Annotated in this window: 11 protein-coding genes; all 11 read left to right on the forward strand. The window is 68.0% G+C overall.

Annotated features, from left to right (window positions below; translation table 11 throughout):
* Positions 1 to 69: 69 nt before the first annotated feature.
* The 11 genes from AC5L30_RS07340 (at position 70) to mmsB (ending at position 16,524) form a co-directional block, all read left to right on the forward strand.
* Positions 70 to 1,074, forward strand: a complete 1,005-nt coding sequence (locus tag AC5L30_RS07340; RefSeq protein ID WP_494866153.1) for an ABC transporter substrate-binding protein — start codon at positions 70 to 72, stop codon at positions 1,072 to 1,074.
* 187 nt (positions 1,075 to 1,261) lie between these two features.
* The gene (locus tag AC5L30_RS07345) at positions 1,262 to 2,803 is read left to right on the forward strand and encodes a sugar ABC transporter ATP-binding protein (RefSeq protein ID WP_494866154.1); all 1,542 of its coding nucleotides are present in this window, start codon (positions 1,262 to 1,264) and stop codon (positions 2,801 to 2,803) included.
* Positions 2,800 to 3,870: an ABC transporter permease gene (locus AC5L30_RS07350; RefSeq protein WP_494866155.1), complete on the forward strand. Its 1,071-nt coding sequence runs from the start codon at positions 2,800 to 2,802 to the stop codon at positions 3,868 to 3,870. Before AC5L30_RS07345 ends, AC5L30_RS07350 begins: the two co-directional genes overlap by 4 nt.
* Positions 3,867 to 4,856: a galactofuranose ABC transporter, permease protein YjfF gene (gene yjfF / locus AC5L30_RS07355; protein WP_494866156.1), complete on the forward strand. Its 990-nt coding sequence runs from the start codon at positions 3,867 to 3,869 to the stop codon at positions 4,854 to 4,856. Before AC5L30_RS07350 ends, yjfF begins: the two co-directional genes overlap by 4 nt.
* Before the next feature lie 26 nt (positions 4,857 to 4,882).
* Positions 4,883 to 6,385 carry an L-arabinose isomerase gene (gene araA / locus AC5L30_RS07360; protein WP_494866157.1) on the forward strand — a complete coding sequence of 501 codons (1,503 nt, stop codon included), beginning with the start codon at positions 4,883 to 4,885 and terminating at the stop codon, positions 6,383 to 6,385.
* A 344-nt stretch (positions 6,386 to 6,729) separates the two neighbouring features.
* Positions 6,730 to 8,826, forward strand: a complete 2,097-nt coding sequence (locus AC5L30_RS07365) for a family 43 glycosylhydrolase (RefSeq protein WP_494866158.1) — start codon at positions 6,730 to 6,732, stop codon at positions 8,824 to 8,826.
* Positions 8,827 to 9,238: 412 nt separating this feature from the next.
* The gene (locus AC5L30_RS07370; protein WP_494866159.1) at positions 9,239 to 10,225 is read left to right on the forward strand and encodes a LacI family DNA-binding transcriptional regulator; all 987 of its coding nucleotides are present in this window, start codon (positions 9,239 to 9,241) and stop codon (positions 10,223 to 10,225) included.
* 326 nt (positions 10,226 to 10,551) lie between these two features.
* Positions 10,552 to 12,198: a glycoside hydrolase family 27 protein gene (locus AC5L30_RS07375; RefSeq protein WP_494866160.1), complete on the forward strand. Its 1,647-nt coding sequence runs from the start codon at positions 10,552 to 10,554 to the stop codon at positions 12,196 to 12,198.
* Positions 12,199 to 12,514: 316 nt separating this feature from the next.
* Entirely contained in the window at positions 12,515 to 13,657 is a 1,143-nt protein-coding gene (chvE, locus tag AC5L30_RS07380) for a multiple monosaccharide ABC transporter substrate-binding protein (protein WP_494866161.1), read from the forward strand.
* Positions 13,658 to 13,738: 81 nt separating this feature from the next.
* Positions 13,739 to 15,277, forward strand: coding sequence for a multiple monosaccharide ABC transporter ATP-binding protein (gene mmsA, locus AC5L30_RS07385; protein WP_494866162.1), 1,539 nt, complete (start codon positions 13,739 to 13,741; stop codon positions 15,275 to 15,277).
* On the forward strand, positions 15,274 to 16,524 hold the full coding sequence (mmsB, locus tag AC5L30_RS07390) for a multiple monosaccharide ABC transporter permease (RefSeq protein ID WP_494866163.1): 1,251 nt from the start codon (positions 15,274 to 15,276) through the stop codon (positions 16,522 to 16,524). Before mmsA ends, mmsB begins: the two co-directional genes overlap by 4 nt.
* Positions 16,525 to 16,533: the final 9 nt, after the last annotated feature.

Here is a 16,533-nt window from a genome sequence, read left to right on the forward strand (position 1 = left end):
CGCGTACACCGCTCTTTCGCACCTCGGCGGTTGGCGCGGTTACCCACCACATCCAGCCAAGGAGATTCGATGGGAAAGATGCGAACGCAGTCCGCTCCGTGGCGCGCTGCCGCGGTCCTCGCCAGCGTGTTGCTGGTCGGCGGCGTGGCGGCCTGCGGCAACAGCGACACCGGCGGCGGCGGGACCAAGGACGACGGCAAGATCACGATGGGCTTCTCCCAGGTCGGTGCGGAGAGCGGGTGGCGTACCGCGAACACCACCTCGATCAAGGAGGCCGCGGCCGCCGCGGGCATCGAGCTGAAGTTCGACGACGCTCAGCAGAAGCAGGAAAACCAGATCAAGGCGATCCGCAACTACATCCAGCAGAAGGTCGACGTGATCGCCTTCTCGCCGGTGGTGGAGTCCGGGTGGGACACCGTGCTCAAGGAGGCCAAGGACGCCGACATCCCGGTCATCCTGACCGACCGCTCGGTGGACTCGGCCGACAAGTCGCTGTACAAGACCTTCCTCGGCTCGGACTTCGTCAAGGAGGGCCGGCTCGCCGGTGAGTGGCTGGTCGAGCAGAAGAAGAGCGCCTCGGGCCCGGTGAACATCGTCGAGCTTCAGGGCAACACCGGTGCGGCGCCGGCGAACGATCGCAAGAAGGGCTTCGGTGAGGCGATCGCCGCCAACCCGAACCTGAAGATCATCGCTTCTCAGCCGGGTGACTTCACCCGGGCCGGCGGCAAGCAGGTCATGGAGCAGTTCCTCAAGGCCAACAAGCAGATCGACGTGCTGTTCGCGCACAACGACGACATGGGTCTGGGCGCGCTTGAGGCGATCACCGCTGCCGGCAAGGTGCCCGGCAAGGACATCACCATCATCACGGTCGACGCCGTCAAGGACGGCATGCAGGCTCTCGCCGACGGGAAGTTCAACTTCATCGCGGAGTGCAGCCCGCTGCTCGGCCCGCAGCTGATGGACCTGGCCAAGAAGGTCCATGCGGGCCAGGAGGTGCCGCCTCGGATCGAGACCGAGGAGACCACCTTCACGACCGAGCAGGCCAAGGAAGCTCTGCCCAACCGTAAGTACTGATCGACGACGGGGTCGCCGCGTTCGCGTGGCGGCCCCGCCGCGTCGCTTCCCTACCCGAAACGGACCGGGCTCGGCCCGCGACGACCCCGTACCACGCCCGCCCGAGCGGCCCCCAGGGCCGACCGGGCGGGCGTGGCGGGAGCGTGGCGGCCCTTCCGTGTCGACAACCCAGAAGAGGTCTGATGGGATGACGGATAGCCGTCCGGTCCTGACGATGACCGGGATCAGCAAGTCCTTCCCCGGGGTGCGCGCACTCCACAACGTCAACTTCCGGCTCTTCCCCGGCGAGGTGCACGCCCTGATGGGCGAGAACGGCGCCGGCAAGTCCACCCTCATCAAGGTGCTCACCGGCGTCTACGACACCGACGAGGGCGCGATCACCCTCGACGGCGAGCCCGTGTCGTTCACCGGGCCGATGCAGGCGACCGCCGCCGGTGTGAGCACCGTTTTCCAGGAAGTCAACCTCTGCACCAACCTCTCGGTGGCGGAGAACATCTTCATCGGCCGTGAGCCTCGGCGCCTCGGCGCCGTCCGCTGGGGTGAGGTTCGCCGCCGCGCCCGAGCCCTGCTGGCCCGCCTCGACCTCGACCTCGACGTCAGCGCGCCACTCGGTTCGTACTCTCTGGCGATCCAGCAGATGGTCGCCATCGCCCGCGCGATCGACATCAAGGCCCGGGTGCTGATCCTGGACGAGCCGACGTCCAGCCTCGACGCCGGCGAGGTGGCGCAGCTGTTCCGCATCATGCGGCAACTGCGCGACGAGGGCATCGCGATCCTGTTCGTGACCCACTTCCTCGACCAGGTCTACGAGATCGCCGACCGGATCACGGTGCTGCGCAACGGCGGGCTCGTCGGCGAGTACCTCACCACCGAGCTGCCCCAGCTCTCCCTGGTCGAAAAGATGATCGGCAAGGAACTCGACGTCCTGGAGGGCATCGAGGAGCACTCCCGGCGGGACCTGGCCGCCCTGGAGGAGGGCACCCCCCTGGTGGCGGTGTCGAACTTCGCTCGGGCGGGTGCGGTCGAGCCGTTCAGCCTCACCATCCACGCTGGCGAGGTGGTGGGCCTGGCCGGCCTGCTGGGCTCGGGGCGTACCGAGGTCGCGCGGTTGCTGTTCGGCGCCGACAAGACCGACGGCGGTCAGGTAGCGATCGACGGCACGGCGAGCAGCCTGCGCACCCCCGCGCAGGCCATCGACCACGGCGTGGGTTTCTGTTCGGAGAACCGCCGGGCCGAGGGGATCGTCGCGGACCTGTCGGTCCGCGAGAACATGATCCTCGCCATGCAGGCCGCCCGCGGCTGGCTGCGGCCCATTCCGCGGCGCCGTCAGGACGAGCTGGTCGACAAGTACGTCAAGGCCCTCAACATCCGGCCCGCCGACCCGGAGGTGCCGGTACGCAACCTCTCCGGCGGTAACCAGCAGAAGGTGCTGCTGGCCCGGTGGCTGATCACCGAGCCACGACTGCTGATCCTCGACGAGCCGACCCGGGGCATCGACATCGGCGCGAAGACCGAGATCCAGAAGCTGGTGACGCAGCTGTCCGACGGGGGCATGGCGGTGCTGTTCATCTCCGCCGAGCTGGAGGAGGTGCTGCGCCTCAGCCACAAGGTGGCCGTGATGCGGGACCGGCAGATGGTCGCGCAGCTCGCCAACGACGAGAGCCTGGACGCCGACCGCATCATGCAGACCATCGCCAGCGGATCCCACCGGGAGGAGGCAGACCGATGAACGACACCATGAGCCGCTATCGGACGATGATCGGTCACCGGCTGTTCTGGCCCGCCGCCGTGCTGTTCGTCATGCTCGCCGCGAACACGATCTACCGGCCCGGGTTCCTGTCCATCGAGCTCAAGGACGGGCACCTGTACGGCACGCCGATCGACATCCTGCGGCTGAGCGCACCGCTGATCCTCGTCGCGCTGGGCATGACCCTGGTCATCTCGACCGGCGGCATCGACCTGTCGGTGGGCTCGCTCTGCGCGATCAGCGGCGCGATCGCCTGCATGTACATCAGCAAGCAGCCCGACCAGAACAGCCTTGGCGTGGTGGTGACCGCCCTCGCGATGGCGATGGGCGTCTCGCTGGTGCTCGGCGCCTGGAACGGGGTGCTGGTGGCCGTGATCGGTATCCAACCGATCATCGCCACCCTGATCCTGATGGTCGCCGGGCGGGGTCTCGCCCAGCTGATCACCGAGGGCCAGATCATCACCATCAACTCCGAGCCGTACCGGGCGATCGGCCTGGGCCACGCGTTGACCCTGCCGCTGGCCATCTTCATCGCGCTCGCTGCGGCCCTGCTCGTCGCCGCGTTCACCCGTCGCACCGCGCTCGGCATGATCATCGAGTCGGTGGGCGGCAACGCCATGGCCAGCCGGCTCGCCGGCATCCGGTCCGGCCGGGTCATCTTCCTGACGTACGTGATCAGCGCCGCGTGCGCCGCGGTCGCCGGTTTCATGATGACGGCCAACGTCTCCAGCGCCGACGGCAACGCCGCCGGTCTCTGGGTCGAGCTGGACGCGATCCTCGCGGTCGTCATCGGCGGTACGTCCCTCGCCGGCGGCCGGTTCTTCCTCAGCGGCACGATCATCGGCGCGTTGATCATCCAGACCCTGACCACCACGGTGTACGCCATGGACATCTCACCGCAGACCTCGCTGCTGTTCAAAGCGGTCGTCGTCATCGCCGTCTGCCTCATCCAGGCACCGGCCTTCCGGGCCCGGTTCAGCCGACGTAGGCGCAACGCCCCGCCGCCCGCCACCATCGCCGACAAGCCGAAGGAGCAGGTGCCGGCATGACCACTGGAACGCTTACCGCCGGTCGTACCCGGTTCCGGCTGCCGAGGAAGCAGATACCGGTCCTGGCGACGCTCGCCCTGCTGCTGGTGATGTACGGCATCGGCGTCTCGCAGTACACGGCGTTCTCCAACGTCCAGGTCATCTTCAACGTCTTCATCGACAACGGCTTCCTGCTCGTCGTCGCGGTGGGCATGACCTTCGTGATCCTCACCGGTGGCATCGACCTGTCGGTCGGGTCGGTCGTCGCCATGACGGCGATGGTGTCAGCCGCGCTGCTGCAGGACGGCATGCCGGCGGCGCTGGTGCTGGTCATCGCCCTGCTCATCGGCCCGACGCTCGGCCTGTTGATGGGCTGCGTCATCCACTTCTTCGAGATCCAGCCGTTCATCGTCACACTCGCCGGGATGTTCTTCGCCCGGGGCATGTGCACCTTCATCTCCGGCGCGTCGATCCCGATCACCGACGGGTTCTGGACCTCGATGTCCCAGGAGCGGATCGGCGACCCCCGGGGCAACTTCGTGTCGATCAGCGTGCTGATCGCCTTCGTGGTGGTCGCCATCGCCGCGTACACGCTGGCCTACACGCGGTTGGGACGCAACGTGTACGCCATCGGCGGAAACCCGCAGTCGGCGCTGCTGATGGGCCTGCCGGTGGGGCGGACCCGGATCGCCGTCTACACGATCAGTGGGCTGTGCTCGGCCATCGGCGGGATCCTGCTGTCCTTCTACACCCTCTCCGGCGCGCCGCTGATCGGCGTGGGGATGGAGCTGGACGTCATCGCCGCCGTCGTCATCGGTGGCACGGTGCTCACCGGCGGCGCGGGTTACGTCTTCGGCACGGTGCTCGGCGTGCTGGTCCTGGGCGTGATCCAGACCCTCATCACCTTCGATGGGAGCCTCAACTCCTGGTGGACCAAGATCGTGATTGGCGGTCTGCTCTTCGCGTTCATCCTCCTGCAGCGCCTCATCGGAATCCGTTACAAGTGACCGCCCCTCTCGCGGAAGGCAACCCCATGGCACCACACACCGAACCCGAGATCTGGTTCCTCACCGGCAGCCAAGGCATGTACGGCGAGGAGACGCTCCGCCAGGTGGCCGAGCAGTCCCGCCAGATCGCGGCCGCGCTCGACGACTCGCCGCAGATTCCCGCCCGCGTGGTCTGGAAGCCCGTCCTGACCAACAGCGGTGAGATCCTGCAGGTCTGCCGGGACGCCGCCGCTCAGGGTGCCGTCGGGGTCATCGCCTGGATGCACACGTTCTCGCCGGCCAAGATGTGGATCTCCGGTCTGGACGCGTTGCAGACGCCGCTGCTGCACCTGCACACCCAGGCCAACGTTCTGCTGCCGTGGAACGACATCGACATGGACTTCATGAACCTGAACCAGGCCGCCCACGGCGACCGCGAGTTCGGGTATATCCAGACCCGTCTGGGGGTGGCCCGCAAGACGGTGGCCGGGCACGTCAGCGACCCGCGGGTGACCATTCGGATCGGGGCGTGGGCGCGCGCCGCGCTGGGCTGGTCGGCGATGCGGTCGCTGCGCCTGGCCCGTTTCGGTGACAACATGCGCGACGTCGCGGTGACCGAGGGCGACAAGGTCGAGGCCGAGCTGCGGTTCGGGGTCTCGGTCAACACCTACGGCGTCAACGACCTGGTCGAGGTGGTCGGCGAGGTCACCGACGCGCAGGTGGACGACCTGGTCAAGGAGTACGAGGACACCTACCGCATCGTCGGCGAGCTGCTGCCCGGCGGCGAGCAGCACGACTCGCTGCGGTACGCCGCGCGCGTGGAGCTGGGCATGCGCGCCTTCCTGGACGCGGGCGGGTTCCGGGCCTTCACGACGAACTTCGAGGACCTCGGCGGGCTGCGTCAGCTGCCGGGCATCGCCGTACAGCGGCTGATGGCGGATGGCTACGGCTTCGGCGGCGAGGGCGACTGGAAGACCTCGGTCCTGGTCCGCACCCTCAAGGCGATGTCGGTGGGCGTGAGCGGCGGCACGTCGTTCATGGAGGACTACACCTACGACCTCACCCCGGGCAACGAGCTGGTGCTCGGCGCCCACATGCTGGAGGTCTGCCCGACCATCGCCTCCGACGTGCCCAACGTGGAGATCCACCCGCTGAGCATCGGTGGCCGGGAGGACCCGGTCCGGCTGGTGTTCGACGCCGCACCCGGTCCGGCCGTGGTGCTCGGGCTGGCCGACATGGGGGAGCGCTTCCGGCTCGTGGCCAACGAGATCGACGTGGTGGCCCCGCCGCAACCGCTGCGCCGGTTGCCGGTCGCCCGCGCGGTCTGGCGTCCGCGCCCCGACCTGCCGGTCTCGGCCGAGGCGTGGATCACCGCGGGCGCCCCGCACCACACTGTGCTGTCGCAGGCGGTGGGCGTGGAGGAGCTGCACGATCTGGCGGAGATGAGCCGCACCGAGCTGGTCGTCATCGACGCCGCCACGGAACCTCGCCGCTTCGCCGACGAGTTGCGCTGGAACCAGGCCTACTACCGGCTGGCCCGCGGCTTCTGATTCGCGCGGCTCGGCCGCGCCCCGGACGGGTGGTCCGTCCCTGCCTGACATCCCTCGGGCAGGGGGCGGGCCACCCGTTTGCGTATCCGCTAGCACGGTCACGAGCCGTTTGGGTTACGTCTTGACTAAGGCCGTGTTATCGCTCACAGTCTATAACCAAGACGGTCGATGTCTGTGGCTGGTCTGGCCGCGATCACTTCTCTCCCCGTGTTCGATAGATCAGTGCCTCGGACCACGATGAGTGATGTTAACGATCACATTCCGCGATCAGGCCAGCTCGGCACACCGCCCAGTGCCGTGGATGCCGACCCGGGCCGTTCGGAACGCAGCGTCAAAGGAGGATCATGGTTGCCATCGGTCGGGTTCCCTGGAGAACACCAGCGCGGGGGCGTGGTCGGCTGTCCCGACTCGTCGCCGCCGCGGTCGCGGTGGTGGTCGGCGGCGCCCTGGCGGCTGTCGCGCCGACCGCCGCGTCAGCGGCGACGGTCGACACCAACGCCTACTACGTGTTGGTGAACCGCAACAGCGGCAAGGCGCTGGACGTCTACAACCAGGCGACGAACGACGGTGCGCGCATCACCCAGTGGGCGCGTAACGACGGTGCCTGGCAGCAGTGGCAGTTCGTGGACTCCGGTGGTGGTTACTACCGGCTGAAGTCGCGGCACTCGGGCAAGGTGCTCGACGTCTCCAACTTCTCCACCGCCAACGGCGCGTCGATCGTGCAGTGGTCCGACGGCAACGGGACCAACCAGCAGTTCCGGCTGGCGGACTCGGCCGGTGGTTACGTCCGGCTGATCAACCGCAACAGCAACAAGGTGATGGAGGTGCAGGGCGCGTCGACCGCCGACGGTGGCAACATCGTGCAGTACGACGACTGGGGCGGCAACAACCAGCAGTGGCAGCTCGTCCAGGTGGGCGGCGGTGACCCCGGCACCCCCGGCACGTCGTACTCGAACCCGGTGGTCTGGCAGGACTTCGCCGACGTCGACATCATCCGGGTGGACAACGCCTACTACATGTCGGCGTCCACCATGCACTACTCGCCGGGCGCGCCGGTCCTGCGCTCGTACGACCTGGTCAACTGGGAGTTCGCCGGTCACTCCGTGCCCCGCCTCGACTTCGGGTCGAAGTACGACATGAGCGGCGGTAACGCGTACGTCGACGGGATCTGGGCGTCGACGCTGAACTACCGGCCGAGCAACCGGACGTACTACTGGGCCGGGTGCATCGACTTCGCGCAGACCCACATCTACACCGCGTCCGCCGTCGACGGCGCCTGGAGCAAGCACGCCACCATCCCCAACTGCTACTACGACGCGGGGCTGCTGATCGACGACAACGACACCATGTACGTGGCGTACGGCAACGGCACCATCAGCGTGGCGCAGCTGTCCGCGGACGGGAAGTCCCAGGTTCGTGCCCAGCAGGTGTACACGACGCCGTCGAGCATCGGGACGCTGGAGGGCGCCCGCTTCTACAAGCGCAACGGCGCCTACTACATCTGGCTCACCCGCCCGGCCAACGGCCAGTACGTGCTGAAGTCGACGAACGGCCCGTTCGGCCCGTATGAGCAGCGTCAGGTGCTGCTCAATCTGCCCGGCCCGATCTCCGGTGGCGGGGTGCCGCACCAGGGTGGGCTGGTGCAGACCCAGAACGGCGACTGGTACTACATGTCCTTCGTCGACGCGTACCCCGGTGGTCGGATGCCGGCCATGGCCCCGATCACCTGGACCGGCGACGGTTGGCCCGTGCTGCAGACGGTCAACGGCACGTGGGGCAGCTCGTATCCGAAGCCGAACCTGCCCGCGCCGCCCCGGGCGGTCAAGCCGCTCACCGGCACCGACACGTTCGCCGGCACCACCCTCGGCCCGCAGTGGGAGTGGAACCACAACCCGGACAACAGCAAGTGGTCGGTCAACAACGGGCTGAACCTGCAGACCGCCACCGTCACCAGCGACCTGTACAAGGCGCGAAACACGCTGACCCACCGCATCCAGGGCCCCACCTCGACCGCCACCATCGAGTTGGACTACTCCACCATGCGCGACGGTGATCGCACCGGCCTGGCGGTGCTGCGCAACTCGTCGGCCTGGATCGGAGTCCGACGCGACAACGGGTCCACCCGGCTGGTCATGCAGAACGGCCTGACGATGGACGGCAGTTGGAACACCACCAGCACCGGCAGCGAGGTGGCGAGCACCACCGTCTCCGGCGGCCGGATCTGGTTGCGCGCCAACGCCGACATCAGACCCGGCTCCGGCCGGCAGGCCCGTTTCTCGTACAGCACCGACGGGGTCAACTTCACCTCGTTCGGCAACGCCCTGACGCTGGCCAACAACTGGCAGTTCTTCATGGGCTACCGGTTCGCCATCTTCAACCACGCGACGCAGGCGCTCGGCGGCGCGGTCACGGTGCGGCGGTTCGACCTGACGACCCCGTGACACCAGTCACAGCACGATCGGTCTGACCGGTGGCGCTGGCAACGCATGCCGGCCGGTATGTCGAGTCCGCGCCACCGCGTCAGGTCCTCGCCGGCCTGCTCCACGCTCTGTCCAGGAGCGAGGGCAGGCCGGCGTGCCACATCAGGGCCGTGCCCCGGACCGACTGGCCGCGTACTCCGGGTGGGCGCCGCGTTGTCCGGCTCGGCGCGTCGCGCAGTCCCCGCAGAGCCGTGCCGTGTTCAAGGCCGTTGCTGGCGTAGACTGTCGGCGATCCAGCGCTGGTCACCTGGGATTCAGCACCGGCGTGGTGGCTGAGCGAGGGGGATCGGGCCGGGCCGCTCCAGTCGACGTCGACGGGCCGCGGGACCGGCGATGTAGCGGGGGGAGTGAAATGGCCGTCCACGGTCCCGCGATGACGGACGTTGCTCGTCTCGCCGGTGTCTCCCATCAGACGGTGTCACGGGTGCTCAACGGGCACCCCAACGTCCGTGAGCAGACCCGGCTTCGGGTGCGGGCGGCGATCGCCGAACTCGGCTACCGCCCCAACGGCGCGGCACGCGCCCTGGTGACCGGTCGATCACAGGTCATCGGTGTGGTTGCGCAGAACACGACGCTCTACGGGCCGGCGTCGCTGCTGGCCGCGTTGGAGCAGACCGCCGCCGAAGAGGGTTTCGCGGTCAGCGTCGGCAGCGTGCGTAACCTGGACCACCGTTCCATCTCGGCGGCCGTGGAGCGGCACCTGTCGCACCGGGTCGCCGGCATCGTGGTCATCGCCCCGGTCGAGTCGGCCGGTGAGGCGCTGGAGCGTCTGCCCAAGGATGTCCCGCTGGTGACGGTCGACGGTGACCCGAGCCGGCCGGTGCCGCTGGTGACGGTCGACCAGGTGGCGGGCGCCCGGGCGGCGACCCAACACCTGCTCGACGCCGGGCACCGCACCGTCTGGCACGTCTCCGGGCCGACCGACTGGTTCGACAGCGTCGGCCGGATCGACGGTTGGCGGCAGGCGCTGCTGGCCGCCGGGCTGGATCCGCCGCCGCCGATGCCGGGGGACTGGTCCGCGGCGTCGGGTTACCGGTGCGGGCAGATGTTGGCGCGGATGCCGGAGGTCACCGCCGTCTTCACCGCCAACGACCATCTCGCGCTGGGCGTGCTGCGGGCGTTGCACGAGTTCGGCCGGCGGGTGCCGGACGAGATCAGCGTGGTCGGCTTCGACGACGTGCCGGAGGCGGCGTACTTCATTCCGCCGCTGACCACTGTCCGACCGGACTTCGACGCGGTGGCGCGGGCGAGCCTGCAGATGCTGCTGTCCCAGATCGAGTCGGGCACCGGTGGGGCGCTGCGGCAGACCGTCGCCCCGACTCTGGTCGCCCGTCAGAGTGTCGCCCCGCCGCGTCGCTGACGACGGCCGGACCAACCAGAGGCCGCTCTGAGCGCGACGCGGGGGATCAGGCCCGCCGCCGCTCCCCGGTGAACGGGGGCGCGTGCCGACGTTGTCGGCGTGCGTCAATTCCCGGCGTCGCGGGTGGATAAGACGTGGTTCGATGGGTAGCGGAGTGTAGCCAATCGATGTCGGGCGATACGGCACCGTGAAGGTATTGAACCTCGTGAAACGTGGCCGTAATATGATGGGCGTCTCTGTTAACGCTAACAAAAATTGGCGTACAACTATCGGCGCACCGGCCAGGGATCGTAGTCGCGGGCGGGCGCCACCGACAAGGAGGCTCGATGAACCGCATTACCCGAGGTCGTCGCTGGGGGAGCGTACTGGCGGCCGGAATACTGCTCGCCGGCACCCTGGTCGGCCTTCGCGCCCCGACCGCGCAGGCACTGGACAACGGCGTGGCGCGCACTCCACCCATGGGTTGGAATTCGTGGAACCAGTTCGGCTGCAACATCAACGAGGCGCTGATCCGGCAGACGGCGGATGCGATCGTCAGCAGCGGTATGCGGGACCTCGGCTACAACTACGTCGTGGTCGACGACTGCTGGTTCAACCCCAACCGGGACAGCTCCGGCAACATTCAGGGCGACCCCGGCCGGTTCCCCAGCGGGATGAAGGCGCTCGGCGACTACCTGCACGCCCGAAACCTGAAGTTCGGCCTGTACCAGGTGCCGGTCGACAAGACCTGCGCACAGTACTTCGGCGCCTACCCCGGCGCGACCGGCAGCCGGGGCCACGAGGTGCAGGACGCGCGCCAGTTCGCCGCCTGGGGTGTCGACTTCCTCAAGTACGACTGGTGCTCGCCGGAGGGCAGCATCAACGACCAGGTGGCCACCTTCGCCAAGATGCGTGACGCGCTGGCCGCCACCGGTCGACCGATCGTCTACAGCATCAACCCGAACAGCATCCACGCCAAGACCGGCCCGCTGCGCAACTGGGGCGACGTGGCGAACATGTGGCGAACCACCGAGGACATCACCAACGCGTGGGACACCGGTCAGACCAACGGCTACCCGATGGGCATCCAGAACATCATCAACGTGACCGTTCCGCTGGCGTCCTACGCGCGGCCGGGTGGGTTCAACGACCCGGACATGATGGAGATCGGTCGCGGCGGCATGAACGACACGGAGATGCGCAGCCACTTCGCCATGTGGGCGATCATGGCGTCTCCGCTGATCGCCGGCAACGACGTGCGGAACATGAACACCGCGACGCAGGCCATCCTCAAGAACGCCAACCTGATCGCGATCAACCAGGACTCGCTCGGGTTGCAGGGGACGCAGGTGTCGTTCGACGGCACGCGCCGGGTGCTGGCCAAGCGGCTCGCCAACGGTGACGTCGCCGTCGCCCTGTTCAACCAGGGCGGTTCGACGACGACGATCTCGACCACGGCCGCGGCCATCGGCAAGTCCGGCTCGTCGTTCACGCTGGTGGACGCGTGGACCGGGGGCACCAGTTCCAGCAGCGGGACCATCAGCGCCAGTGTCCCCGCGCACGGCACGGTGGTGTACCGGGTCAGTGGCGGCGGAACGACGACGCCGCCGCCGACCACGTCGAGCGCGTACGCCAGCGCCGCCTCCGGCCGCTGCCTCGACGTGCCGAACAGCAGCACCACCAACGGCACGCAGCCGGTCATCTGGGACTGCAACGGCGCCGCCAACCAGCGCTGGACCAGCAGCGGTCAGACCCTGCAGGCCCTCGGCAAGTGCCTGGACGCGCCGCCCAACGCCGCGGCCGGCGCCAAGGTGCAGATCTGGGACTGCAACGGCGGGGCCAACCAGCAATGGACGGTCAACGCCAACGGCACGATCAGCAGCACCCAGTCGGGGCTCTGCCTGGACGTCAACAACAACGGCACGGCCAACGGCACCACGGTGATCCTCTGGACCTGCACCGGAGCGGCGAACCAGCGGTGGTCGCAGCGGTAGCCGATCGGGTCCACCGACCGTCGAGGTCGCGGCGACCCACCTGATCCGACGGTGGTGCTGATGCCCGCGGACGACAGACGTCGTCCGCGGGCATCGGTCTGTCTGTAGGGTGCTGCGGACGAGCACGCTCAGTCGCCGCGTCCTGCCCTTCCGGCGGGTCGGCCGCATGACTACGCTCGCCTGGATGCTCCGTTACGAGACCGTGACACCGGTATTTCGGATCTGGTGTTGACGCAATCTATGTGAGCGCTAACACTACCCGAAAGATGACAGTTGGCCCCGGCAGTCGGCGGGGGAGTCCAGAGAGGAGAAGCCCGTGGGCAGGAAATTCCTGGTTGCTCTCGGCGGCGCGGCACTGGCGCTGAGTTTGACGGCGTGCAGCGGCGGGGGTGCGGGCAGCGGTGGCAACACCGGCGGCGAGAAGCCCAGCGAGTTGACCATCGGTGTGTCGATGCCGACCCAGACCTCGGAGCGGTGGATCGCCGACGGCAACGCGGTGAAGTCGAAGCTGGAGGCCAAGGGTTACAAGGTCGACCTCCAGTACGCCGGTGACGACATCCCCACGCAGTCGCAGCAGGTCGATCAGATGATCACCCAGGGTGCTGATGTCCTGGTCCTCGCGGCAATCGACGGCACCGCCCTCAGCAGCCAGTTGCAGGCCGCCGCGGCCGCGAAGATCCCGGTCATCTCCTACGACCGGCTGATCCGCGGCAGCAAGGACGTCGACTTCTACGTCAGCTTCGACAACTACAAGGTTGGCGTCGCCCAGGGCACCGCGCTGCTCGTCGGTCTCGGCCTGCTGAACAAGGACGGCTCGAAGGGCACGGCCAAGGGGCCGATGAACATCGAGCTCTTCGCCGGGTCGCTGGACGACAACAACACCCAGTACTTCTTCGGCGGCGCGATGGACACGCTGAAGCCGTTCATCGAAGACGGCACGCTGGTCGTCAAGTCCAAGCAGACCACCCCCGAGCAGGTAGCCATCCTGCGGTGGCAGCAGGAGACCGCGCAGAAGCGGATGGAGAACCTGCTCACCTCCAGCTACAACGACGGCTCGAAGGTCGACGGGGTGCTGTCGCCGTACGACGGCATCTCCCGGGGCATCATCACCGCCCTGCAGAACGCCGGCTACGGCAAGGGCGCGAAGAAGCTCCCGGTGGTGACCGGCCAGGACGCGGAGATCGCCTCGATCAAGCTGATCAACGACGGCGTGCAGAGCTCCACCGTCTTCAAGGACACCCGCCTGCTGGCCGAGCAGGCCGTGAACGCGGCCGAGGCGTTCCTGCAGAAGAAGCAGCCGCAGGCCAACGACACCCAGACGTACAACAACGGGGTCAAGGTCGTCCCGGCGTACCTGCTGCCGATCGCGACCGTCTACAAGGACGACATCAAGGCGACGCTGATCGACTCCGGCTACTGGACGGCGGAAGAGGTCGCCGCCGGTCAGGCCAAGAAGTAAGCCACTCGTCGGGCCCGGCGGTCACCCGCCGGGCCCGACGCCTGGGCGTACCACGTCCAGACCTGACGGAGGACAGTGACCATGGACGACACCATCCTCGAGATGCGTCGCATCACCAAGACCTTCCCCGGCGTGACCGCGCTGGAGGACGTCACCCTCGCAGTGCGCCGCGGGGAGATCCACGCCATCTGCGGTGAGAACGGCGCCGGCAAGTCCACCCTGATGAAGGTGCTGTCCGGCGTCCACCCGTCCGGCTCGTACGACGGCGAGATCCTCTTCGACGGCAAGCCGATGCAGTTCCGTGGCATCCGCGACAGCGAGGCCAACGGCATCGTCATCATCCACCAGGAGCTCGCCCTGGTGCCGTACCTGTCGATCGCGGAGAACATCTTCCTCGGCAACGAGCGGCGCGGCCGCAGTGGGCTCATCGACTGGAACTTCGCCAACGCCGAAGCGGCGAAGCTGCTGGCGTCCGTCGGGCTGCACGAGAACCCGGTCACCCCGGTCATCCAGCTCGGCGTCGGCAAGCAGCAGCTGGTGGAGATCGCCAAGGCGCTGTCGAAGAAGGTGCGCCTGCTCATCCTGGACGAGCCGACCGCCGCGCTCAACGACATCGACTCGGCGCACCTGCTCGACCTGTTGCGGGCCCTCAAGGAGCAGGGCATCACCTGCATCATGATCTCGCACAAACTCAACGAGATCACTGCCATCGCGGACTCGACCACCGTGATCCGCGACGGGCGCGCGGTGGAGACCCTCGACATGAGGTCCGACGACGTGACCCAGCAACGGATCATCCGGGGCATGGTCGGGCGCGACCTGGACAGCTTCTACCCCGACCGCGAGTCGTCCCCCGGTGACGAGGTCCTCCGCATCGAGGACTGGACGGTGCGGCACCCCGTCCAGGACCGGATGGTCGTCGAGGGCGTCGGCCTGTCCGTACGCGCCGGTGAGGTCGTCGGCATCGCGGGCCTCATGGGGGCCGGGCGGACCGAGCTGGCCATGAGCGTGTTCGGTCGGTCCTACGGGCGCGACATCCGGGGCCGACTCTTCGTCCACGGGCGGGAGGTGCAGGCGCGCACCGTCGCCGAGGCGATCGACAACGGCATCGCCTACGTCACCGAGGACCGCAAGCGCTACGGCCTCAACCTCATCGACGACGTGCGGCGCAACGTGTCCGCCGCCGCGTTGGACCGGCTGTCCCGCCTGGGCTGGGTGAACGGCAACGAGGAGATCAAGGTTGCCGAGACCAGCCGCAAGGAGATGAACATCCGGACGCCGAGCGTCATGGCGGTGGTCGGCAAGCTCTCCGGCGGCAACCAGCAGAAGGTCGTGCTGTCGAAGTGGCTGTTCACCGACCCGGACGTGCTGATCCTCGACGAACCCACCCGGGGGATCGACGTCGGCGCCAAGTACGAGATCTACACGATCATCAACCGGCTGGTGGCCGCCGGTAAGGCGGTGATCGTCATCTCCTCCGAGCTACCGGAGCTGCTCGGCATGTGCGACCGCATCTACACCCTCGCCGCCGGCCGGATCACCGGCGAGATGCCGGTGGCCGAGGCGACTCAGGAGAGCCTCATGGAGCTGATGACCAAGGACAAGGAGCTCGTCGGATGACCAGCATCAAGACCCCTTCGACGGAGCACCCCACGCCGCCGGACAGCACGCCCACCGCCGCCCTGCACAGTGGGACGAACGACCTGCGGGCGCTGGTGTTGAACAACCTGCGGCAGAGCGGGATCTACGTCGCCCTGGTCGTCATCGTCGCGCTCTTCGCGGTCCTGACCGACGGGGTGTTGCTGAGCCCCGGCAACATCACCAACATCGTCCTCCAGTACTCGTACATCCTGGTCCTCGCGATCGGGATGGTCATCCTGATCATCGGTGGGCACATCGACCTGTCGGTCGGATCGGTCGTCGCACTCACCGGAGCGGTCTCCGCCGTCCTGGTGATCCAGCAGGGCCATCCCTGGTGGATCGGCGTCGTGGCCGCGCTGGTCGTCGGCGTCGCGGTCGGCGCCTGGCACGGGTTCTGGGTGGCGTACGCCGGCATTCCGGCCTTCATCGTGACCCTGGCCGGCATGCTGCTGTTCCGGGGTCTCACCCTGCGGGTGCTCGACAACATCTCGCTGTCGCCGTTCCCGTCCGAGTACCAGCAGGTCGCGGCGGGCTTCCTCAACGGCCTGCTCGGCGGGCAGGGCTTCGACGCCTTCACGTTGCTGATCGGCGCCATCGCCGTGGCCGGCTACGCGGTCAGCGGCTTCCGCACCCGCGTGGCGCGGATCCGCTACCAGCAGCCCGTCGAGTCGTTCCCGCTGTTCGTCGCCCGGGTCGTGCTGGTCGGCGCGGTCCTCATGTACTTCGCCTGGCAGCTGGCGCACGCCCGGGGCCTCCCGATCGTGCTGATCATCCTGGCGGTCCTGGTGCTGGTCTACGGGCTGCTCACCCGCCGTACCGTCTTCGGTCGCCAGGTCTACGCGATCGGCGGCAACCTGTCGGCGGCGGCGCTGTCCGGGGTGAAGGTCCGCACCGTCAACTTCTGGATGTTCGTCAACATGGGCTTCCTGGCGGCGGTGGCCGGCGTCATCTACTCGTCGCGGTCGAACGGCGCCCAGCCCGCCGCCGGCAACATGTTCGAGCTGGACGCGATCGCCGCGGCCTTCATCGGCGGCGCGGCGGTCACCGGTGGCGTGGGTACCGTGGTGGGCGCGATGGTCGGTGGTCTGATCATGGCGGTGATGAGCAACGGCATGCAGCTGATGGGCATCGACCAGTCGACCCAGTCGGTCGTGAAGGGTCTCGTCCTGCTCGTCGCGGTCGCCTTCGACGTCTACAACAAGCGTCGCGCCGGCACCGCCCGCTGACGCTCGGTC

It is taken from the genome of Micromonospora sp. BQ32 (assembly GCF_059358895.1).

Coding starts and splice junctions, on each gene's coding strand:
- AC5L30_RS07340 (WP_494866153.1), top strand. CDS start 70: ATGGGAAAGATGCGAACGCAGTCCGCTCCGTGGCGCGCTGCCGCGGTC.
- AC5L30_RS07345 (WP_494866154.1), top strand. CDS start 1,262: ATGACGGATAGCCGTCCGGTCCTGACGATGACCGGGATCAGCAAGTCC.
- AC5L30_RS07350 (WP_494866155.1), top strand. CDS start 2,800: ATGAACGACACCATGAGCCGCTATCGGACGATGATCGGTCACCGGCTG.
- yjfF (WP_494866156.1), top strand. CDS start 3,867: ATGACCACTGGAACGCTTACCGCCGGTCGTACCCGGTTCCGGCTGCCG.
- araA (WP_494866157.1), top strand. CDS start 4,883: ATGGCACCACACACCGAACCCGAGATCTGGTTCCTCACCGGCAGCCAA.
- AC5L30_RS07365 (WP_494866158.1), top strand. CDS start 6,730: ATGGTTGCCATCGGTCGGGTTCCCTGGAGAACACCAGCGCGGGGGCGT.
- AC5L30_RS07370 (WP_494866159.1), top strand. CDS start 9,239: ATGACGGACGTTGCTCGTCTCGCCGGTGTCTCCCATCAGACGGTGTCA.
- AC5L30_RS07375 (WP_494866160.1), top strand. CDS start 10,552: ATGAACCGCATTACCCGAGGTCGTCGCTGGGGGAGCGTACTGGCGGCC.
- mmsA (WP_494866162.1), top strand. CDS start 13,739: ATGGACGACACCATCCTCGAGATGCGTCGCATCACCAAGACCTTCCCC.
- mmsB (WP_494866163.1), top strand. CDS start 15,274: ATGACCAGCATCAAGACCCCTTCGACGGAGCACCCCACGCCGCCGGAC.